The organism is Desulfurobacterium indicum, from assembly GCF_001968985.1.
Taxonomy (GTDB): domain Bacteria; phylum Aquificota; class Aquificia; order Desulfurobacteriales; family Desulfurobacteriaceae; genus Desulfurobacterium_A; species Desulfurobacterium_A indicum.
Genome location: NZ_MOEN01000018.1, coordinates 1 through 21,428 on the forward strand (window position 1 = coordinate 1; position 21,428 = coordinate 21,428).

Consider the following 21,428-nt stretch of genomic DNA (forward strand, 5'->3'; position numbering starts at 1 on the left):
TATTTCCTCTAAGGTTACCTGCGATATTTTGCTTATGGTTGAGGGTGAGTATTTAAGTTCAAACACGCTTTCAAGAGCCTGGGCTACTGCTCTTGCACTCATACCAGAGGCAAACATCCCAAGTATTAAGTCTTCAAGATTGATATCTCTTCTTCTATAAGGTTCTATCAACTTTGTTCTGAATTTTCCCTCTCTATCTCTTGGAATTCTCAGATTTTCAAGCTTACCGATAACAGTATCTAAGTTTCTAACGTAAAAGCCGTTCTTTGTTCCTCCATGTTCTTTAAGAAACACTTCTCTTTCAGCCGTCATGATTGACTCTAAGGTTTGCTTTACCACTTCCTTAACTAGGTCTGGTAAAATCTTCTGTAGTTCCATTTTTGCCTCCTGGGGTTGGTATTTGTGGGGTGTTCCCCAGGAGGTTATCCCATTTCTCAAGCTTACACAAAATATCGTACACTACCAAGGAATGTAACCAGAGAAAAGGGAATAAACTTTTAGAAGAGATTGGAATGAAACTTCTATTTAGACCAAAAGTGCCTTCTTCTTTTGAGGTAGAACTCAAAAAGTGGAAAAAATCCAAAGAGTTTTTAAGAGCTCTTGAAATTTATAATCCTTCCGCTTTTAAAACTTTATGCCAGAACTTTTAAAAATTTCATGATTATTGTTTTTTCACCGTGGTTGGCAAAGAAAGCTGTCACTTTTGCGTTGTCACCAATCCCTTCAACTCTCCTGACAACACCCTTTCCAAACTTTTTATGGAATACGATTTTAGGTTTTTTATCCTTTTTTACATAAGAAACCTTGTCAGTTTGAGTTGTGGAAGGTCTATCTTTCCTCATAACTTTTTTTATAAGATTAGGAGGAATTTCTTCCAGAAATCTTGATGGTTCGCTTTCCCTGTAAGTTCCAAAGAAACGTCTACTTTCTGCCCTTGTTAGAATAAGAAGTTTTTTGGCTCTGGTAATTGCAACGTAAAACAGCCGTCGTTCCTCTTCTATCTGCTCTGCGCTGTCAAGAGAGCGAACATGAGGAAATAATCCTTCTTCAAGTCCGGTTATGAAAACAACGGGAAATTCAAGTCCTTTAGAAGCGTGAACAGTCATTAAAGTAACCTTTTCGGCTTCTTCCATTTCGTCCTGGTCAGAAGAGAGTGTAATCGTGTTCAAAAATTCTAAGAATAAATCTTCACCTTTGAATCCTGTTCTTTCGGCAAATTCTTCAAGCGTGTTTCCAAGTTCTCTTATGTTTTCAAGTCTTGATTCCCAATCTTCTCTGTACTCTTTTCGAAGGTAGTCTTCATATCTTGCGGCAATGGTTATAAACCTGACAAGTTCATAAGGTTTCAAAATATTAACCTTTTCTCTTCCTTCTTCGATTATGTGAATAAGCTCTTTTATGCCCTCTTTCTGTCTTGTTGGGGCGGTATCAAGCAGCACTTTAAGAGCTTCAAGATTTCCTCTACCTTCGTCCAATAGTTTCTTTAACTTTTCTTCTGCTGCCGCTCCAAGTCCTCGTTTTGGTGTATTAAAAATTCTAAAAATTGAAAGTCTATCTTCATCAAAGAGAATAACCCTGAGATAAGCAATAATATCTTTTATCTCTTTTCTTTCATAAAACTTTAATCCGCCCACGATTTGATAATTAATCCCCAGCCTTCTAAGTGCGTCTTCTATACTTCTTGATTGGGCATTTGTCCTGTAAAAAATTGCTATATCAGAAGGTCTGATTTCTGTATCTATTAAACGTTTAACAGTTTTCCCTACAAAATATGCTTCTTCCTGATCGTTAACACCTACAAAAAGCCTTATAGGTTCTCCATCTTCGTTGTCGGTAAAAAGTTTCTTACCTTTCCTTATTTTGTTATGTGCTATAACGGCATTAGCGGCAGAAAGTATTACACCTGAACATCTGTAATTCTTCTCAAGCTTTATAACCTTTGCTCCGGGAAAATCTTTTTCAAAGTTAAGAATGTTGTTTATATTTGCGCCTCGCCATGTATAGATACATTGGTCTTCATCACCGACGACACACACGTTTCCTTTATCTATGGTAAGAGCTTTTGTTATCTCGTACTGAATTTCGTTAGTATCCTGATATTCATCAATTAAAACGTATTGAAAGAAACTTGAGTATCGTTTTCGTATGTCATCATGTTCCGTTAAGAGCTTCTTCGCATAAAACAGGAGATCGTCAAAGTCAAAAGCATTCATTTCTCTTAACTTGTTATTGTAAGTTTCCATTATGTCGTTAAATCTATCATAGCCCCTGAATTCCATAGCTTCGGCAGAAAATAGACCATTTTTAACATTGCTTATCATAGAACCGATGGCAACTGGATTATAAAGGTCTGTATCTAAATTCATCTCTTTCATTATGTTTTTCAAAAGATTTTTCTTGTCATCTGAATCAATAATCAAAAAGTTCGGTTTGTAACCCACCCTTATGCTGTGGGATTTCAATAGTCTAACGCAGAAAGAGTGAAAGGTAGCTACAAAAACACCGGCTTTTCCTTTAAGAAGTTGTTCTACGCGTTCCTTCATTTCTCTTGCCGCTTTGTTTGTAAATGTAACGGCAAGTATCCTCTCAGGCTCATAGCCAAACTTTTCTATCATATAAGCTATCTTATAAGTAATAACCCTTGTCTTTCCAGAACCTGCTCCGGCAAGGATGAGCAAGGGAGAATCAAAGTAGGTTACCGCTTCTCTTTGTTGTTCGTTTAAATCTTCCAGTAACTTTTCTATCATTTGATATCTTCTATCCTTGCCCCTTCTTTATCAACTTCAAGGACAAGATATTTTGCGTCAATACCGAGACTTTCAAAAACATCGCACATCGCCTTTCCGATATTGTCAAAGTTATTGTCAGCAAGTGCACCTATGCAGCTTCCGGCTCCGGAAAGATAAACAGCATAAGCTCCTTCTTTATATCCTTGAGACAACACTTCCCAGAAACCGGGAATGAGGTCGCATCTGTAAGGCTGGTGAATTCTATCTTTAACGGCTTCTTTAAGCAGTGAAAAGTCCTTTTTCTGAAGTGCACCCATCAAAAGAGCAACTCTCTGAATATTGAATATTGCGTCTTCTCTTGTGTATGTTTCAGGGAGAACAGAGCGGGAGTCCTCCGTTGACAAAAATAGTTCAGGTACGACTATTACTACTTTTAACTCTTCGGGAAAATCAAGCTTAACATAAGACAGATCACCGTTTGTTGCGGCAACAACAAATCCTCCCGTGTAGGCGGGAAGGACGTTATCCGGATGAGGTTCAAACTTAAAAGCAACGTCTATTACTTCAGGAAGAGAAAGCTTTTTGCCTGCTAACTTTTCAGCGGCAAGAATACCACCAACAATAGCTGTTGCAGAACTTCCCAATCCGCGTCCAAGAGGTATTCTGTTTATCTGCTTAACCTTAACAGGCTGGTTTAAACCGAGATATTCCATCGTGCTTTTATAAGCTCTCAAGAAAAGATTTTTTTCGTCTTCTGGTAGTTCACCTTTACCTTCACCTTCAACTTCAACCTGATATTTATCTGCACTCTCAACAATAAAATCGTTGTTAATTGTAAGGGCAAGTCCCAGAGCATCAAATCCAGCACCAAGATTACTTGTTGAAGCTGGTACAGAAACTTTAAATCTCATTACTCCTCCATCATTAAGCTTGAAATAAGATGATAGCTTTGAAATGCAAAAAAATCAAGCCAAAGCTTCAGTTTGCCTCTATTTTTATGTTCAAACACTTTAAGGCATCTTCTAAAGACTGCTTGGAAAGAACTTCACCAAAAGATGTTGGTCTGGAAGGATTAACAGTAATCTTTATCGTGCCGGGTTTAAGAACAAATCTTATAAGAGCTTCTGCTGCCATCTGAGAAACGGTATCTTTAGAGTTACCAAGCCCATCTCTTATTTTTCTTATTATTTTTGCCTTTAGTTGATCGGTGGATAGATGCTTTTCTCTGGCAATCAGATTAACTGCTCTTTCGAAAAGTCCCTCATCTGAATAGTCAATTTCACCGCTGACAATTTTGATATTCAACCAGCCAGATAATAAGAAGTATAATAATTCCTTTTCTTTTATAGGTTTAATATTAGCGAGGTGTAACCTTAACTTAACGGCTCCAATGCCTTTGATACGATAGGAGAGGTCTTTTATCAGAAGTTGCTTTTTGTCCGGATAGTAAGCGTATACAGTTGAAAAGTAAGCTGTTAACTTATCTCCATATCCTAAAGCTTTAAGGATTAACCTGTCATCTTCAGGGAGAGAGTTAAGATAAAAAGATATGCCTTTTAGCCTGACATCAGCATAGAGGGGAATATCATGTTCTCTATCAAAATCCGATATAATCAGTTGACTTATCGTTATCGGATAACTGCTGTTAGTGTAAAGAATTTTAATACCGTAAATATTCAGTTTGCCAGTTAAAAGAGAATAATCAAGACTTCTATAAGATATGTCAGCATAAGGCTTAAGCTCTTCTATTTTAACATTCAGCTTTTGAGAAATCTTTTTATTTACATAGTAATTAGCACCGAAAAATCCTGCTATTAAAATTATGAAGATAGAAAAGATACCAATAAAAATTTTTCTGGTCATAGAAGCTCCAGTTAAATCTATTCAATACTATTATATCACTAAAAAATTCCTGTTTTTCAGGATAGAATTTTTAACAGTTTTTCTTTTAGTTCTTGTGGCGTGATGGGCTTTGCAATAAAACCATCAAATATTTCTCTATTTTTTTCGTAATCTTCCGGATACATGGTAAGTGCTATTACTTTTGTATCAGGAAAATTTTTCTTCACAAAGGAGGCAACTTCTATCCCCAGGCCGTCTCCGAGATGAATATCCGTAATAACAATATCGAAATGTTTCTTCTTTAACATTGATAACGCATCATACAGTGATTCTGCCTCATCTATCTCTTCAAAGCAGAAATCTTCAAGCTCTTTAGCTATTAGTTTGAAAGTTTCTCTAACGACAAGTCTTGTGAAGAGAACATCTTCAACTATCAGTATTGAAAGTTTCCTGCTGTTACACTTAGGTTTAAAACATCCCTCAGCCTGGTATAAAACTCTTTCGAGTAACTCTTTTGAATCTTCTCTTTCAAAGCCAATTATAACCATAGTTCCGTCTTTAAGTTTAAAACCATAAAGGTAAAGACCGTCTTCTCCCATATGGTAAAACTGCTTTTCTTCCACAATGAACCCTTCCACGAACGCATCAACAATTTCTTTATCGATTTTTTCAGGTTTTCTCACAATTTCAAGAATTGGCTTTCCACTAACATTTATCATCTTTGCAAAAAGAAAGTCTTTCCTTCCAAAAACCTGGGAGACCAGCAATTTAAAGAAATCCGTCACATCGGCTGAGAGTATTAGCTCGTCAATTGCCACTTCCGATGTTTTTACATTCTCTTCGGAAGTAGCAGATAGAAGTTTATGAATAACTTCCATATGCTGCTTTTTAACGGCATCATCTGGAGTTTCCCGGGGAGAGAGCTTCCTTTCTATCCTTTTCACAACTTCACCTTTTTTAAAAATAAGAGTAACAACATCTCCGGAGGAACGATAATACTCTGTCTGAACATGGAAGTTTGTGTTTCCAATCTTTAAATTATCATTTCGGGAAAGAACTGTATTTTCCATCATATCCCCATAATTCCTATTACAGATGATAATAAATGATAAGCATTATCTGCAAAATATGCAAGAAGAAAAGATACTTTTAAACCAAAATATAGTGAATATTTAACAAATATTAATCCATCACCAGATTAGAACTTTCTCCATCACCAAAAACAGCTACACCGTTTTTTCCAGATTTTTTAACTTTATACAGAGCATGATCTGCCAGTTTTATAGCATTTTCTATAGGCTTTTCCGGATCAATTTCACTAACTCCAAAACTTGCAGTTATCCTTATACCATTAAAATCATGAGATTCTATCAGATTTCTTAATTTTTCAGCTACAAGATAAGCTTTTTCTTTAGAAAGATGAGGACAGACAACAATAAACTCTTCCCCTCCCCATCTTACCAATTTATCACACTGGCGGATATTGCACATTATAAGTTCTGCCATCTCCTTTAATACCATATCCCCCTTAACATGACCATAAGTATCATTAACTCTTTTAAAATCATCAATATCTATCATAATTAATGATAGAGGAAAACCGTATCTTTTTGCCCGGTCAATTTCTTCTTTAATAAATTTTATAAAAGCTCGCCGATTATAGGCACGTGTTAAAGGATCCCTGATAGAAGACTCATTCAGTATCTCAAAAGTATCATCAATTTTGGTAATTAAAACAAAACTTCCTAGAGAAATAACTAATATAAAAGCGACAAGATTTACAGTATAATAAAGGAAAATCTTGGCCGGATGATGATGAAATTTAAGAGAAAGAATAAAAACTCCTAAAAGAAATGTTACAACGATATTAATCGCATCTTTATAAGGAAGGGTTAAGAAAGCAAGTCCCGGAATAACTGCAAACCACATATATAATAAATGTTCACCCTGTAAAACTATTCCGAAACAAAGAACAGAAATAGCAAAAATTAGAGAAACTGCAGAAAAGAAATAACGCCTTATAGAGTAAATAAATCTTCCAGCAATTACCAGAAGCAAAGAAAAGATTCCAGATTTAAAAATTAATGGCTTTTTAAACATATAAGCCGGCAGGATAGCTATCATAGGAATTAGAACAAGAGTAATACTCAAAATGGTGCTCAAAAGTCGCTTTCTATGCGGATACTTTTCATAGAACCTGTTTCTGTCCTTACATCTAAAAGATAAAAGGATAGAATTCCACCCATACATAAAAACTTCCTGCGCTTTATTGTATTTAGCTGGTTAGCATACTACCAAATTTATTATAATTCCAAATATGCAAATTGTCAAAATCACTCAGAGTTTTCAATTAGCTACATCTTAAACAAAAAATATAATTTACAAAATGAATTAAAGAGTTAAATAAAAATCCAAAACATTTCAAAGTATAAAGGTGCTAAAATTACCACAGAGTAGGAGGAAGAAATGCTCAAAAAAGGTGTAAATCTGATATGTAAAGTTTCTGTTAAGGATATAGCTTTTATAAATGCAATATTTGAGTGGTACCACGAAGTGGGAACTGTTAGGACAAGAGACAACAAAAATGGAATTATTGAAATCTGGCTATCTCCAGATTTTGTTGACGATGGAATGAAAGCAATCGAGTATCTGAAAAGTGGTGGGTTTGTTGAAGAACTTGAAGTAGTTGGTGAAGCAGGTGATAACTGGCATAGAGAATGAAAAGCCCCGCTTTAAGCGGGGCTTCCTGGAAAAGGAAAGAAGAGAAGGAATTACTTAAATACTACCGTATTCCAGTATTTTCTTATCATATTTTTCACAGAAGTTGGAAGTGGAACATAACCAAGCTCTTCTGCAGCTTTATCATCATGTTTCCATGCCCAGTTGTAAAATTCAGTAACTCTTTTATTTGTCACTTTCTTCTCTCTTGGAAGAAGAATCATTGTTGCAACTGTTAAAGGCCAGCTGTTTCTTCCTTCTGCAAGAAGAAGGTTGCCAGGTGTGTAAAAATGTGTTCTGAGTGACCATCTGGCGTGAGCTGCTGCTGCCTTAAATGTTTCGTCACAAGGTTTAACCCAATTACCTTCTTTTGTTTGAAGGATAGCAGCTGTAAGATTGTTCTGCTTTTTATAAGCATACTCTACATATCCAATTGCTCCCGGAATCTGCTTGACATAATTTGTTACACCTGCATTTCCTTTGGCACCCATACCGGTAGGCCATTTAACTACTTTACCGTAACCTATCTTTGACTTCCATTCTGGAGAGATACCAGAAAGCCAGTAAGTGAAATTCCATGTGGTCCCTGAACCTTCAGATCTGTGAATCACGGTAATAGGCATATGAGGAAGGTTTAACCCCGGATTATCCTGTTTGATTTCTCTGTTATCCCAGTATCTTACTTTGCCCATGAAAATGTCAGAAACTGCTCTGTTTGAAAGTTTTAGTTCCTTGTCACCAACACCTGGAAGATTGTAAACAACAACAATTGAACCTATAACTGCTGGAAACTGGTAAAGTCTTCTTTTATCAAGCTCTGAAGGCTTTAGCATCTTATCACTTCCACCAAAGTCAACAACTCTATCTGTTACCTGCTTAATACCACCGCCTGAGCCAATACCCTGGTAGTTTACCCTGTTTCCGGTAGCTCTTTTAAAATCCTTTGCCCATTTTACATAAACTGGATAGGGAAATGTAGCTCCTGCTCCGTTGATTGTCCAAGCCTTAGCTGAAGATGCCGCCCCAAAAACTGTTCCTGCTGTTACCGCAACTGTCAAAGCTGCAACTGTAGCTTTTTTCATCTTTCTCATTCTTTTCCTCCTGTAGATTTTAAAAATTGCTAATTAAAATATCTCACAAAAATGTTAATTTTTTGTTAAGAACTTATAGGTATCTTAACAAAAAAAGTGGTTCCTTTACCTGCTGCCGAATTAAGCTCTATCTCCCAGCCGTGATGTTTAACAATTGTTCTAACAAGAGATAATCCTATACCAAGTCCAGGACTTTCCTCGGACTTTACAAACTTTTCAAAGATAAACGGTTGAAGATCTTCTGGTATTCCCCGTCCGGTGTCGTAAACTTCAATCACTATATTTTCTTCTGTTTTATAACCTGTTATTCCTACTTTACCTTTTTCAGTGAACTTTATAGCATTATCAAGAAGATTTATAATCATCTGTTGAAAGAGAATTTTCTCTGCTTTTATCTTTAATCCTTGTTCAACATCTATATGAAAATCTATGCCTTTAAAAGCTATTTTATCCTCAAACTGATGCGCCATTTCTTCCACTACACTTTTAACATCTATATCTACCAATTCTCCTTCCTGACCTTTCATTAAAAGGCTTATAGAATTAACTATATTTATTATCCGCTCTATTTGAACAGACATTTTATCCAGAATATCAGAATCAGTTTCAAGAGAAAGCAGTTCTGCATAGCCTTTTATTATAGTGAGTGGCGTTCTAAGCTCGTGAGAAATGGTAGAAATAACCTTTTTTTTAAAATCTTCTATGCAGGTTTGGCTTGTAATATCTTCGATTTCTATCATAAAAACATTTTTAAGAGGTTTTCCTCTTATTTTAAGAATCCTTCCTTTCTCCTCAAATTCCGCTTCCGCAATTTTCTTTTTTTTCTTTAACTTTTCAAACAATTTAATAACAGAAAGATAAGGATATCTATCCCAGATCTTTTCAGAAGTTCCCAGTATAGTTCCGTTATTATCAATAAAAAGAACGGAAGAAGCCTCTCTATTTACCTCCGCAAGCGTTTCAAAACTCAAATTTGTATCCGACTCCCCATACTGTCTTGATTTTGTGCCCTTCATCACCCAGTTTCTCTCTCAAGTTTTTAATATGAACATCTATGGCTCTGACAGAGCCTCTACTTCCTAATTTCATTGATAACTCATCTTTCCTGATGGCTTTCCCGCTGTTTTCAACAAGCATTCTGAAAATTATAAACTCTGTTTTTGTAAGATATATTTTCTTTCCGTTTATTTCTACAGTCCTAAAATCATCAAGAAATTTTATACTACCAGAGGCTACACCAACAGATGGTACGGAAACTTCTCCGTGACGACGCAAAAGCGCTCTGACTCTCGCAAGAAGCTCTTTTATGCTGAAAGGTTTTGTAATATAATCATCTGCTCCGCTATCAAGCCCTTTAACTTTATCATCTTCACTTGATAGGGCTGTTAGAATAAGCACTGGAACATCAATTTTTCTATCTCTGAGCAGTTTACAGGCATCTCTACCTTCCATGCCTGGAAGCATTACATCAAGAATTATCAGATCGTAATTCTGCTGATACTCAATAATGTTGTTGAGAAGTTTTTCAGAAGTATCAAATACCCTTACTTTATAGCCTTCTCTGGAAAGTGCCAGTTTAAGAATGTTGGCTATTTCCATATCATCTTCAACAACAGCAATTTTTATCTCTTTCATTTTCACCTCTTAAGCATTAATTTTATTCTCACACAGCTGTTTATATTTTATTAACATTTTTCTTAACAAACTCTTAACATAGAGGAAGCAAATGATACCTGAGGAGTTTGAGACAGCAGTAGAAAAGGTTCTTTCAAATTCTGGTTTTGACTTGAAAGTAGTTTTTAGTGAGCTTGAAAAATGGGACGAAGCAATTTTCCTTACGCTTGCTCTCATTAATGAGAAAGAAAAGGATTTCCTAACAATTCAAGAATCTTTTAAGGTAGAATATCTGCTTGAAAACGGAAATGTCATAACTATTGCTTTCAGACCCACACCAATGGATCTGTTAGAGGAGTAATATGGAAATTATCGAAACTGCGATAAAAGCGGCAAAAGAAGCATCCCAGATACTCTTGAATTATCAGGGACATCTTAAAAAAAGTGAAATAACCTTCAAATCGAAAAACGACTATGTGACAAAAGCTGACAAAGAAGCAGAAGAAAAAATAATAGAAGTTATAAAAACACATTTCCCGAACCACTCGATTGTTGCAGAAGAGAGCGGCACCTTCGGAAACAGTGACTACGTATGGTTTATAGACCCTCTCGACGGAACAAAAAATTTTATTCACGGTCTGCCCATGTTTTCCGTTTCCATAGGAGTTTCCTTTAAAGGTGAAATGATAGCTGGAGTAGTTGCTGTTCCAACTTTAAACGAAATTTTCACGGCGGAAAAAGGAAGCGGAGCGTTTTGCAACGGCGAAAAGATAAAAGTAAGTAATAGACCTTTTGGTGAAGGATTGATAGCAACCGGTTTCCCTTTCAGAGGAAAAGAGATGCTTGATGAATACCTTGTATGTTTCAAAGAGGTTTTTTTCTCAGTTTCTGGAGTAAGACGGTGTGGTTCTGCAGCAATTGACCTTGCTTACACGGCAAAAGGCATTTTTGACGGATTCTGGGAACTTTCTTTGAAGCCATGGGACATAGCTGCCGGTGTTCTTTTGATACAAGAAGCAGAAGGTTTTGTATCCGATTTTAAAGGCGGAAGAGAATTTTTAAAGACAGGAAACATCATAGGAGCTTCACAAAATACATACAAATATCTATTTTCAATAATAAATAAATACCTTGGAAACCGCTAAAGGAGGTTTTAAATGGACGAAAAATGCAACAGCTGTAGCTTAAAAAATAAGTGTTCAACAGTCAAAGACCCTCTTGAGCAGAAACTTATCTGTAACATGTCAAGAATTAAACATAAAATAGCAGTTTTAAGTGGTAAAGGAGGGGTTGGAAAAACAACTGTTGCAACGAACCTTGCCGCTTCACTTGCTAAAAAAGGTTTTAAAGTTGGATTGCTTGATGCAGACATTCACGGACCTAACGTTGCAAAAATGCTCGGCGGTGAAGGAGCAAAACTACATGTAAATCCCGAGACAGAACTCATTGAACCCTATGTGCCTGATGAAATACCCAACCTTAAAGTGGCCAGTATGGCTTTTCTCCTTCAGGACCCAAGCCAACCAGTTGTATGGAGAGGACCTTTGAAACATCAAGCAATAAAGCAGTTTCTTGCAGAAATGGACTGGGGGAATCTTGACTACCTGATAATTGACCTTCCTCCCGGAACCGGAGATGAAGCATTAAGTATAGCTCAACTTATAAAACCTTTGGACGGTTTTGTCATAGTAACAACTCCGCAGGAAGTGGCGTTGCTTGACACAAAAAAATCTGTAAATTTTGCTAAAATGTTGAAAGTGCCACTCCTCGGACTTATAGAGAATATGAGCGGGCTTATATGTCCGCACTGTGGAAAGGAGATTGAAATATTTAAATCCGGTGGTGGTAAAAAGGCTGCAGAAGAGCTCAATATTGATTTCTTAGGAAAAGTGCCTCTTGAACCAAGGGTTGTTGAAGCTGGAGATGAAGGAAAACCGATAGTCATTGCCGACCCTGAATCTAAATCTGCAAAAGCTTTTGAATCAATAGTTGACAAAATTGTTGAAAAGGTGGAAAAAGGTGAAATTTAAGATTGATAGAAAAACAGGGGCAGCTATGCTGCTTCTGCTACTATTTATATCGTTTATATTTATAGGGTTGTTTCAGAAAGAATGGCTTTATGTTTATAAAAACGGCAGACTTTTATGTCTGTCCTGTATAGGGATTGAGTAATGAAAGTGCCTTTCTTCAAAGACAGGTGTTTTTATCAATCGATTACCACATTCATTTCAAACTTCGCCGTGTGGAATTTTTTCACAGGCAAACTTTATACCGGTATACTAAAGGCAATACCTTTCCCTTCTATGAACTGTTATGCCTGTCCGGCCTCGGTTTTCTCCTGCCCGATAGGAACACTCTCTCATTTAATAGTAATGGCTAAATTTCCATTCTACACTCTTGGAATTTTAGGTTCTGTCTCTCTGCCATTCGGCAGATGGATATGCGGATGGATCTGTCCGTTTGGCTTTCTCCAGGATATACTTTACAAAATTCCTACACCTAAGATAAAATTGCCCAAAAAGTTAGAACTGATTAAGTTTGTTATGCTCATTTTCCCTGTTTTAATACTTCCTTACTTTTTCAAAAAACACCTTTTCTGCATGATGTGTCCGGTAGGAACACTTGAAGCAGGACTTTATTGGGTAGGATTTCATCCTGAGATAAGAAGACTTGCTGGAATGCTTTTTTCCTTTAAGGTTGCAGTTATGCTCCTTATTATCGGAGGAGCAATTTTCACAAAAAGGCCTTTCTGCAGATTCTTCTGCCCCTTAGGTGCACTCTTTTCTCTTTTTAATAAGATATCACCTATAAAGTTTACACACAACGAGTCTCTTTGTACCAGATGTAACCATTGTCAGGATGTGTGCCCGGTTGATCATAAAATTTATGAAAATCCTAACAGCACTTCCTGTATAAGGTGTCTAAATTGTATAAGAGATTGTAAAGCCCTTGACATAGAGTATCCTTCTATTTTTAAAATTCCTGAAGATAAGAATCGTAGCGAGAAATCTCTTCCTTAAACTTATCCAGAATTTTGCGTCTTATGTGAAGGTACAAGTTCTTATCCATTGCCTCCACTACAGGCACAAATTCTCCAGACTTTGATTTTCTTGTGGGCATCTGAATAAAAAAACCTCTATTAGATTCAACAATCTTTATGTCTTTTATTTTTAAAACACCATTTATAACTATCTCTGCAACAGCTTTGACATTTCCGCCTATACCACTCGTATCAAATGGGTATATCTTAACATCGGTAATTTCCAGGTCCATTACAGGCAGCCTTTCAACAGCCTTCTTATCCAAGATTCCTCCTACAAAAGAGAAATTCCGTCTCTTATAAGACGGGAAATTTCTCTATCAAATTCTTGCCATCTTTTAAGTCTTTTGCGAGAAATCACCTGTATAGGAAAGAATATACCTGTTGTTTTATAAATGTGATATCCCGCTTCCATTAAAGTTCTTAAAAATGCTGTTTCATCACCTTCAAGTATAATAATAACTTCCCGCTCCCCTTCTCTATCTATCAGTTTTAGCTCTTCTGGAATTACAATTTCCTTTATCCTTTCAACAAGTCTATTAAGGGCTCTTTTCCAGTTTTCATCTCCTGAAACTTCGTCCCACCATGAAGGCTTTTTTTCAAAAATAGGAACCTCCAGAAAAACAACAACAGCTTCGCTTCCTTCAGGCAAATTTATATTTTCCATCGGCTCAAAAACACCATTTTTAAAAATAGTCCTAACAGTTTTGATTTTTCCTTCCATGTGAATTTTCTCCAAAAGCTTTTGATAAAATAATACAACAACTAACATGGAGGGTGCAATGAAAGTACTGGCAATCAACGGTTCACACAGAAAGGGCTCAACACTGGAGCTTTTAAAAATAACTCTTGGTGAGATAGATTCTTCTATAGAAAAGGAAATTATCTCCCTTTCAGATTTTGAAATCGGCTATTGCAAATTGTGCGGTGCCTGTAAAAAAAACGGAGGCACATGTGTTTTAAAGGATGGCTTTCAGGAAATAGCTGCTAAAATGACAGAAGCTGACGTTATTGTTGTGGGTTCACCTGTTTATTTTGGTTCAATAACAGGAAAGCTAAAATCCCTTTTTGACCGTTCCAGAGCACTACGGGTAAGCTGGAGTCTTAAAAACAAGTTCTGTGGTGCTTTAGCAGTCGGGGCAACTATTCACGGCGGACAGGAGCATACAATTCAGGCAATTCACGGCTGGGCACTCATACACGGCATGCTTGTATTCGGAGACACGTCACCAACGGCCCACTTTGGCTGCGCGGCAGTAGTAAGTCAGAAAGACGGTAAATTTGAGTTCAACAAAGGCGGTATTGAAACAGCCAAAAGCCTTGGAAGACACGTAAATGAGATAGCAGGAATGCTTAAGTGATATTCACGGGCAGCTCAAGCTGCCCATACTTTAATTAAGGTTACGTTGGTTAAAATAATGAAAAAACAATTGATGGAAATATATAAAGAACTTTTCAATGAGGATTACATAGAAAAAAGCCAAGAAAGATGCCAGAATTCTAAATGTCTATGGCTTGTCATCAATATTTTATCCGTTTCAAAAAATTTTGGCATAGATTTAGGAATAAAAAAACAGAGAAAAAAACGTCCAATGATAACAACTAAAAAAGTGAACTCTAATTACTTATGTATATTCCTTACGTCAAAAAGCAAATATTGCGGACATGACCTTGAACCAATTGAAATAAACTTGCAAAAATGCAACAAACTCTGCGACAGTTTCTATTTTAAAAAACAGAGTTATAAATTTATTCACGTGCATCACAGGAAAGGAGCATACAAGAAAGTTTTTAAAATTCCAGAATATTTTATAAAAAATAAAAATCTGTTCGAATTTTGTGGAGTGTGTGGTGACTGATTTTTTATCTTCAGAAATTATTGATAAAATAAGTTCTATATTGCTTAAAAAATTAACAGAAAAAGAAAAACAGATTATTTTAAAACAATTCGGTGAGTATAGTTTTAAAGTCATAAGAGCTGAAGTATATTACATCCTTACAGAAAAAAAGAAAATTATTGAACAAAGAGCTGAAGTAAATTTCAGTTTCCTATACACTATAGCACGTAACTACTTTCAAGATAAATTTTTAAAAGGCAGAATACATCATATTTTAAAAGAAGAATCTCTTCCTGAATTGCTGGGGAAAAGCACAAGCCATTCAGTTATAACATTTCTTTTCGTAGAGGAGATGGTGGAGATAATAACCAACAATCTATCAGATAAGGAAATTGAAACGCTATGTTGGATGATATTCAACAAAAAGTATCCTTCCGAAGAAAATCCATTTTTATCGACCCTATCCAGAGATGCCAAGTACAAAAGGTGGAACCGCCTAAAACGGAAACTGAATTCTCTTTTTAAAGAATATGGATCCTTCAACGAGGAAGAATTTACACTATTTTGCGAACTTTATATGTCCACAACCTGTAAAAAATTTCGTTTAAAAGGGTAGAAGATATGGCAACGCTAAATGAACTATTGAAAGATTACATTGAAATTAATGGAGAAGCAAAGATGATACTTAAACATAGTAAAAATATTGTAGAAGCTCGTGTAGGCGATGTCTTGGAACTTTCTACTAACAAAAATCCTATACTTGTTTGCGTAATCGATGACGTTCTTCCTTACGAAACCGTTCTTATGTCTTACCTATGGGAAATGGCAACTTCCAGTGATTTGATAGTCAATTTTGAACATCCATTAAGGGACAAATGGATTTTGCAGGGTGATTTGGTTCTTTACATAACAGAAAATCTGCTTGGCTCGGCAAAACTTGTCGGAAGAATTGATAGAAAAGACGTTAAAATTATGAAACAATACCTTGAAGATGAAAATTTCCGCTTGCCGGGGGAAAAAAGCGGAACAGGAGACAAACTTCCTGTTAAGCGTGAATTCAAACTATTTGAGGCTCAAAGAAGTAAAGAAATCTTTTTAAATTTTGTGAAAGAGATTGAAGAAAAAGAGAAAACGCTTTTTTACATTCCGGGTAAAATGTTGGAAACGCTACCGGCAGTGGCCGGAAGAGAGAAAGAGGCTGTAGCAATGGAAAATTTCATTGTTTTTAGTCACGAAAATAAACTCAGAGTAAAGGTAATAAACAGCGGTATTATAAACAAACCGGCTTTAATAAAAGTATTTAATATGGAACTTTACGTTGAGAACTTACCAGAGGAATTTACCATAGAGATTGAAAAACCTGTAGCCAATGTCGAGTACATTGCTAAAACAATTACTATAGAAGGTAAATAATGGGTTGGTTCAGGAAATTGATAACAAAAGAGATAAAGTTAACTACCGAAGAAATAAATAAACTAATCAGAAGTGGTGAAGTTGATGGAGAAGACCTGCCTTTTCTTTTAAAGGCTATTAAAGAAAAAAGGCTTCCCTGGTCAACAGCTTTTGAAACTTTCCGTGCCATTAAAAATTTTAAGCATTTTAAACAACCCGAACTGTTCAAGAAGTTATTTAAACTTTCGGAACAGGAAGTTTCTAATTTTTTCTCAAAAGAAGTAGTAAAAGTTAAATTTCCCGTTGTAAAAGATGTAAAGGGTGAAATAATAACAGCCTATCTGGTGCCTCTCAAAAGCTCTATTTTAAACTTTTCAAAAATAGACGATGAGTTGTTAAGTATAATTAGAAAAGCAACAGGAAAAGGATTTGCTATTGCATTTGATTCGCCTTTTAGTCAAGATTCATTTATGCTTGCCGTTGCGGCAGGGCTACTTACAGAAGATAAATGCTTTCTTTCTCATCTCAGTTTCACTGGAAGTGTTGATTATTACGGAAATATTCTTTCTGTGGGTTTTATCGGCGAAAAAGAGAAGATAAGTGAAGAGCAAAATCTAAAACTTATAACTGCTGAAGATGTCAGAAATCTCGAACAATTGAAGTGCTATCTCAAACGAAATATTCCTGTACCTTTTCCCTTAATGATAGGGAAACCAAAAGAAACTGTAAAAATTTTCCTTAGAAGTTTTGAAAAAGAAACCAAATTAAATTGTGACGCCGTGTCAAAGTTTTCCAATATTTCTCTTTCTGATATGGGTATAGTTAAAAGGAATTATCTGGAAAACTCACTTGAAACCTTCCACAAATTTTTAGAAGAGGAATTTTCCAGCAAACTTCTAAAAATGACAAGGCAAAGAGAAGAAGCAGTATTCCATATTATAGGTGTTATTTCATCGCTAATGTACGGAGCCGGTATAATTTTTGGAGTAAGAAAGAAAGCCGTTCTCTATCATTATCAAGATAGTAAATACTATCCAATTATCACAATAAATAGAGAACTCAAAGAGATAAAACGCAGTAGAAACTGGATTCAAACGAAACAGATAGAAAAAGGAAGCAATAAAGAAACTGCAATTACTATACATATAGCAAGCCATAACCCTCTCGGTTCTACCAGAATTTTTGTTGAAAATTATCTAAAAAACTCTTCCCATTTTTACATTACATTAAAAGAGAAAACGGGAAATGTTCCTTTGAATCAAGAAATATGGAAAACCATTGTTTCAGAAATTTACTCCGAACTAAACAGGTTGCGAAGTGAATACATGGTTGAAAGATTCCATATATTTTTGAGCATCCCGTGCCCAATGGCTTTTGCACTTGGAGCATGTGCCGGAAAATTTATACCGGCAACTATATACAACTATGTTCCAGAAAGGAATAGCTATTCTCCCGTAATCAAAACAGATAAGTTAGAAAATATTTTTTAATTTATGTCAACTGAATTTAAAAAAATTCGTTATATAATATACGAGGGGATAGTTTTAAAAAGAAGGGAAAGGAGACAGCATGAATAGAGAATTAGAAATTACTGCTACAGCGGCTCTCCTCCACGATATAGGAAAATTTTATAGAAGAGCTGAAAGCAAAAGAGATTCCCACCAAGTTATGTCCGAGAAGGCAATTTTAGAAAAACTTACAGATGGCCTGAAAAAATTCTTTACTGATAGTGAAATTAAAGAAATAGCTTCACTTGTTAGAAATCATCACTACGAAAGAGAAAAGCTGGATAATGTTGAACTCACAAACTTTCTTAAAGCTGTAATAGATGGTGATAGACACAGTGCCGGCCTTGATAGACACAATACAGAAGAAAAATACGACGAAAAACAGGCAACAGAGAAATCTCCTCTTGTGTGCATATTTGAAGAAATTGCCTACAATAAGAAAAAGATAAATGATATTTCCGAACTTCTTTCAAATGATGTTTATGTTTACAAATTTAAAAAACTTTCTCCAGAAAATGCTTTTCCTATAAAAAAGTCAGCTTATTATCAGACGGACATTGATTATTCCAGCCTATGGAGTAAATTTATTAAAGAATTTAATTCATTAAAAGGAACTTCTAACTTCAATCTCTTTTTTGAAGCAATGAAATCTATAATTATCAAATACACCTGGTGTATTCCTTCAAGCACCTATTCACCAAGAGGATTTTCTATTCCTGATGTTCCCCTGTGCGATCACCTGACATCTTCTGCTGCAATAGCTACTGCATCTTACCGCTGGCGAAAAAATAACTCGGGCAAAAAGCCCAGATATATTCTGCTTTCCGGTGACTTTTCCGGAATCCAGAACTTTATATTCTCAAGACATGGAGAATCAAAAAAGTATGCAGCAAAGATTTTAAGAGCCAAATCCCTGCTTGTCAGTTTTGCACTTGAAACGGTAATTACAAAAATAGCTGAAAAGTTTAAAGTAAACAGGGCTTGCCTTTTAATCAACGCAGGCGGAAAATTTACAATGGTACTTCCTGATATTGACACAGAAAAAAGGATTAAGCAGATAAAAGAAGAGCTTGAGGAAGCGCTTATCAAAAATCACTACGGCCTTTTATCCATAAATCTTGCCTTTGTCAGATTGGAGCCGGAAGATTTTGAAAAAGGAAGATTTCTTAATAAACTAAAAGAGCTACACATTAAAGAAGGAAATGAAAAGTTTAAATCTTTTTCTATAGATAACGAAGAAAAATTTGCAATAAGAGATTACATTCAATCCTTAAAAGGGAAAACTCCATGTTCAATATGTGGTGTTCGTCCTAAAAAAGAGAACAGTGAAATGTGCAGTCTGTGTGAGTATTTGAAAGAGCTTGGAGAAAAACTTCCTAAATCAAAAGCTATGAAAATTACCATAAATGAAAAGACCTTTCCGCTTCCTGAAATTAAAGTTTATCGGAGCGAAAAAGAGCTAAATTCCGAGTATGTTAATGCTGATACAGATACTTTGATTTTTTCCATAGGAGAATCTATAACAGGAATTCCATCCAGAAACATAAACGTTCATTTGCCAAAAAACAGTAAAACAGAAGTTCTATCTGAGAAAATAAAAACTGAAATAATTAAAAGATGTCATGAAGATGAAAAGGAACTTCCGGATATAAAAACTTTCTGCCAGCTTGGTATGGAATCTCTTATTGAAGACGGCGAAGGTACGCTAAGAGGAAAACCTTTTATAAGTGTTTTGAAAGCTGACGTTGATAACCTTGGATTCATTTTCATGAAAGGATTTGTCGGAATAGAAAATGCAGAAGAGAAAAGCAAACAGAGCTTATACTCTGTTTCAAGAGTTCTTTACCTTAGCAGAATGATTGACTATTTCTTTTCTGTAGTTCTAACAGAAAAAATAAGAAATAAATACAGAAACATCTACACAGTTTTCGCCGGTGGTGATGACCTGTTTCTCATAGGTCCGTGGGAAGATATGCTTAAATTTGTTAAGGAGATGGAGGAGGATTTCAGAAAGTATGTTTCATATAATCCTGATTTAACATTCTCATCAGGCATTCTGATTACAAAGCCGGATGTTCCTGTCTATTTTCTTGCTGAAGGAGCAGAAGAACAACTTGAAAAGTCAAAAGATACTAAAAACTGTATCACCGTTTTTGGAAAAACCGCAACCTATGAAGACTTCAAAAAATTACTTAAAATCTCTGACGAGCTTGAAAGAGAAGTGGAAAATAAAAACATTTCTACTACCTCTGCGTATAAACTTATAAATCTTTCAGAAATGGCAAATAAAATATATAAAAATGCACAAAATGCACTATGGAAAGCTTATCTGGCATATCTTACAGACAGAAACTACGGAAAAGATAACCATAGCAACATCTCAGAAGAGGATAAAAAAACCTTTCTTAAAAATTGGATTAAGTACATAGAAAAATACTCTGAAAACATAAGTAAGAAAAATAAAGAAAACAAACTCTACATAGCAATAGCAAAAGCTTTATACAGGAGGAGAAGATATGGCAACTAAAGAAAGTTTGAATCTTTATCTTATTTCTAAAATGTTTAAAGAATACGTATCAGGAGACATAGAAAAACAGGCAGAGGTATTGAAAAATAAAGCTGAAGAAATCGCAAAATTGTTTGGTAGTGATAAAACCTCTAAACACCAGATACGTAAACATTTTCACAGACTCCTTGATATAAAAGAGAGGATGAAAGCTGATGATTCAGACAACATTAAAAAATTCCTTCCCGAAATAGCCATGACTTCTGCTTACGCAACTTACGATAGAAGTAGAAACAGGATAGGTGTTGCCTTTGAGAAATTTTTAAAAGAGTTTACAAACGAGGCAGTTAAAGCTGACAAGAAAAAATTCTTTGACCTTATGACACTTTTTGAAGCAATTGTAGGCTATTCAAATATGTATGTCAGTAAAAACTAAAAACGGAGGAAAAGATGGTGGAAAGACTTAAAGAAATAGTAACTCTTGAAGGAACTATGAAACTCACTACAGGTCTTCATATAGGAGCGGGAAACGACGAGATAAAAATAGGCGGAATAGATAATCCTGTAGTTAGAGATCCTGTTACAAATGAACCCTACATTCCCGGCTCTTCTATAAAAGGAAAGATGAGATTTCTACTTGAGTGGTTTCTCGGAAAGGTTGATATAAAGGGCGGTAAACCTTTCTCAAATACTAAGGATACTGCAGAAGAAGCTAAAGCTATCCTTAAAATTTTTTGTATTTCCGGTTCGGAAGAAAATACAATAGGACCAGCGAGGGCATCCTTTTACGACCTTTTCTTAACAGATGAAAGCAAAAAACTTTTAGAAGAAAGAGTCGGTGCATTAATGACAGAAGATAAAGCCGAAGTAATGGTTAACAGAATAAAAGGAACAGGTGAAAATCCAAGACATACAGAAAGGATTCCTGCAGGCGCTGAATTTAAATTTAAGCTTGTCTATAAGATTTTTGACGAAGAAGATGAAAAGTTCTTCGAATATCTGCTTAAAGGTTTGAAACTTCTTGAAATAGATGGAATCGGCGGAAGTGTATCAAGAGGTTACGGAAAGATTAAATTTGAGAAACTTAAAAAGAAAACCTTAATAGGTAAAGGAGAAGAAGATATAGACCTTGAAAAAGTGGAGCTTTAAA

26 protein-coding genes are annotated in these 21,428 nt (G+C 35.5%); 15 read left to right on the plus strand and 11 right to left on the minus strand.

Annotated elements, in window-relative coordinates; all coding sequences use genetic code 11:
- Positions 1 to 438, minus strand: a 438-nt coding sequence (locus BLW93_RS05460; RefSeq protein WP_245791970.1) for a transposase, incomplete at its 3' end; no start/stop codon positions are given.
- A 74-nt stretch (positions 439 to 512) separates the two neighbouring features.
- On the opposite strand from BLW93_RS05460, the gene BLW93_RS08820 reads away from it, so the two are divergent.
- The gene (locus BLW93_RS08820) at positions 513 to 650 is read left to right on the plus strand and encodes a hypothetical protein (RefSeq protein WP_158025382.1); all 138 of its coding nucleotides are present in this window, start codon (positions 513 to 515) and stop codon (positions 648 to 650) included.
- Here the strand turns inward: BLW93_RS08820 and BLW93_RS05465 are convergent.
- The 5 genes from BLW93_RS05465 to BLW93_RS05485 form a co-directional block, all read right to left on the minus strand.
- A complete protein-coding gene (locus tag BLW93_RS05465; RefSeq protein ID WP_076713090.1) occupies positions 633 to 2,747 on the minus strand; it encodes an ATP-dependent helicase in 2,115 nt (704 codons plus the stop codon). The two genes, BLW93_RS08820 and BLW93_RS05465, sit on opposite strands and share 18 nt — an antisense overlap.
- Positions 2,744 to 3,640, minus strand: coding sequence for a homoserine kinase (thrB, locus tag BLW93_RS05470; protein ID WP_076713091.1), 897 nt, complete (start codon positions 3,638 to 3,640; stop codon positions 2,744 to 2,746). The genes BLW93_RS05465 and thrB overlap by 4 nt, the downstream gene beginning before the upstream one ends.
- Before the next feature lie 67 nt (positions 3,641 to 3,707).
- The gene (locus BLW93_RS05475) at positions 3,708 to 4,592 is read right to left on the minus strand and encodes a hypothetical protein (RefSeq protein WP_076713092.1); all 885 of its coding nucleotides are present in this window, start codon (positions 4,590 to 4,592) and stop codon (positions 3,708 to 3,710) included.
- 56 nt (positions 4,593 to 4,648) lie between these two features.
- Entirely contained in the window at positions 4,649 to 5,641 is a 993-nt protein-coding gene (locus tag BLW93_RS05480; RefSeq protein ID WP_076713093.1) for a response regulator, read from the minus strand.
- 112 nt (positions 5,642 to 5,753) lie between these two features.
- Complete coding sequence (locus tag BLW93_RS05485) at positions 5,754 to 6,821, minus strand: GGDEF domain-containing protein (protein WP_076713094.1); 1,068 nt, start codon at positions 6,819 to 6,821, stop codon at positions 5,754 to 5,756.
- 216 nt (positions 6,822 to 7,037) lie between these two features.
- Between BLW93_RS05485 and BLW93_RS05490 the strand changes: the two genes are divergently transcribed.
- Positions 7,038 to 7,292, plus strand: a complete 255-nt coding sequence (locus BLW93_RS05490) for a DUF4911 domain-containing protein (RefSeq protein ID WP_076713095.1) — start codon at positions 7,038 to 7,040, stop codon at positions 7,290 to 7,292.
- Between the two features lie 50 nt (positions 7,293 to 7,342).
- Here the strand turns inward: BLW93_RS05490 and pstS are convergent, their stop codons facing one another.
- From pstS to BLW93_RS05505, 3 genes are all read right to left on the minus strand, one after another.
- Entirely contained in the window at positions 7,343 to 8,380 is a 1,038-nt protein-coding gene (gene pstS, locus BLW93_RS05495) for a phosphate ABC transporter substrate-binding protein PstS (protein ID WP_144444016.1), read from the minus strand.
- Between the two features lie 65 nt (positions 8,381 to 8,445).
- Entirely contained in the window at positions 8,446 to 9,396 is a 951-nt protein-coding gene (locus BLW93_RS05500; protein ID WP_078058159.1) for a sensor histidine kinase, read from the minus strand.
- The gene (locus BLW93_RS05505) at positions 9,341 to 10,015 is read right to left on the minus strand and encodes a response regulator transcription factor (protein WP_076713097.1); all 675 of its coding nucleotides are present in this window, start codon (positions 10,013 to 10,015) and stop codon (positions 9,341 to 9,343) included. The genes BLW93_RS05500 and BLW93_RS05505 overlap by 56 nt, the downstream gene beginning before the upstream one ends.
- Positions 10,016 to 10,106: 91 nt before the next feature.
- On the opposite strand from BLW93_RS05505, the gene BLW93_RS05510 reads away from it, so the two are divergent.
- The 5 genes from BLW93_RS05510 to BLW93_RS05525 are packed head-to-tail and all read left to right on the plus strand — an operon-like array spanning position 10,107 to position 13,014.
- Positions 10,107 to 10,355, plus strand: coding sequence for a hypothetical protein (locus BLW93_RS05510; RefSeq protein ID WP_076713098.1), 249 nt, complete (start codon positions 10,107 to 10,109; stop codon positions 10,353 to 10,355).
- Position 10,356: 1 nt separating this feature from the next.
- Positions 10,357 to 11,139, plus strand: coding sequence for an inositol monophosphatase family protein (locus tag BLW93_RS05515; RefSeq protein ID WP_076713099.1), 783 nt, complete (start codon positions 10,357 to 10,359; stop codon positions 11,137 to 11,139).
- A 12-nt stretch (positions 11,140 to 11,151) separates the two neighbouring features.
- A complete protein-coding gene (locus BLW93_RS05520; RefSeq protein ID WP_076713100.1) occupies positions 11,152 to 12,024 on the plus strand; it encodes an Mrp/NBP35 family ATP-binding protein in 873 nt (290 codons plus the stop codon).
- Entirely contained in the window at positions 12,014 to 12,166 is a 153-nt protein-coding gene (locus BLW93_RS08825) for a hypothetical protein (RefSeq protein ID WP_158025383.1), read from the plus strand. Before BLW93_RS05520 ends, BLW93_RS08825 begins: the two co-directional genes overlap by 11 nt.
- Positions 12,166 to 13,014 (plus strand): 4Fe-4S binding protein, encoded by an 849-nt coding sequence (locus BLW93_RS05525; protein ID WP_076713101.1) that lies wholly within the window; start codon positions 12,166 to 12,168, stop codon positions 13,012 to 13,014. Before BLW93_RS08825 ends, BLW93_RS05525 begins: the two co-directional genes overlap by 1 nt.
- Here the strand turns inward: BLW93_RS05525 and BLW93_RS05530 are convergent.
- Both BLW93_RS05530 and BLW93_RS05535 read right to left on the minus strand, forming a co-directional pair.
- On the minus strand, positions 12,968 to 13,300 hold the full coding sequence (locus BLW93_RS05530; RefSeq protein ID WP_078058160.1) for a SpoVG family protein: 333 nt from the start codon (positions 13,298 to 13,300) through the stop codon (positions 12,968 to 12,970). The genes BLW93_RS05525 and BLW93_RS05530 overlap by 47 nt on opposite strands.
- Positions 13,301 to 13,308: 8 nt before the next feature.
- Positions 13,309 to 13,758: an antitoxin AF2212-like protein gene (locus tag BLW93_RS05535; protein WP_076713102.1), complete on the minus strand. Its 450-nt coding sequence runs from the start codon at positions 13,756 to 13,758 to the stop codon at positions 13,309 to 13,311.
- A 58-nt stretch (positions 13,759 to 13,816) separates the two neighbouring features.
- Between BLW93_RS05535 and BLW93_RS05540 the strand changes: the two genes are divergently transcribed.
- The 8 genes from BLW93_RS05540 (at position 13,817) to csm3 (ending at position 21,427) form a co-directional block, all read left to right on the plus strand.
- Entirely contained in the window at positions 13,817 to 14,395 is a 579-nt protein-coding gene (locus BLW93_RS05540; RefSeq protein WP_076713103.1) for a flavodoxin family protein, read from the plus strand.
- A 45-nt stretch (positions 14,396 to 14,440) separates the two neighbouring features.
- Positions 14,441 to 14,893, plus strand: a complete 453-nt coding sequence (locus tag BLW93_RS05545) for a hypothetical protein (protein WP_076713104.1) — start codon at positions 14,441 to 14,443, stop codon at positions 14,891 to 14,893.
- Positions 14,886 to 15,488 carry a hypothetical protein gene (locus BLW93_RS05550; protein WP_076713105.1) on the plus strand — a complete coding sequence of 201 codons (603 nt, stop codon included), beginning with the start codon at positions 14,886 to 14,888 and terminating at the stop codon, positions 15,486 to 15,488. Before BLW93_RS05545 ends, BLW93_RS05550 begins: the two co-directional genes overlap by 8 nt.
- Before the next feature lie 5 nt (positions 15,489 to 15,493).
- Complete coding sequence (locus BLW93_RS05555; protein ID WP_076713106.1) at positions 15,494 to 16,285, plus strand: hypothetical protein; 792 nt, start codon at positions 15,494 to 15,496, stop codon at positions 16,283 to 16,285.
- On the plus strand, positions 16,285 to 17,754 hold the full coding sequence (locus tag BLW93_RS05560) for an SAVED domain-containing protein (RefSeq protein ID WP_076713107.1): 1,470 nt from the start codon (positions 16,285 to 16,287) through the stop codon (positions 17,752 to 17,754). Before BLW93_RS05555 ends, BLW93_RS05560 begins: the two co-directional genes overlap by 1 nt.
- Positions 17,755 to 17,833: 79 nt before the next feature.
- Positions 17,834 to 20,299, plus strand: a complete 2,466-nt coding sequence (cas10, locus tag BLW93_RS05565) for a type III-A CRISPR-associated protein Cas10/Csm1 (RefSeq protein ID WP_076713108.1) — start codon at positions 17,834 to 17,836, stop codon at positions 20,297 to 20,299.
- Positions 20,289 to 20,714 (plus strand): type III-A CRISPR-associated protein Csm2, encoded by a 426-nt coding sequence (gene csm2 / locus BLW93_RS05570; RefSeq protein ID WP_076713109.1) that lies wholly within the window; start codon positions 20,289 to 20,291, stop codon positions 20,712 to 20,714. Before cas10 ends, csm2 begins: the two co-directional genes overlap by 11 nt.
- 14 nt (positions 20,715 to 20,728) lie before the next feature.
- Positions 20,729 to 21,427: a type III-A CRISPR-associated RAMP protein Csm3 gene (gene csm3 / locus BLW93_RS05575; protein ID WP_076713110.1), complete on the plus strand. Its 699-nt coding sequence runs from the start codon at positions 20,729 to 20,731 to the stop codon at positions 21,425 to 21,427.
- The last annotated feature ends 1 nt before the right edge of the window (position 21,428 follow it).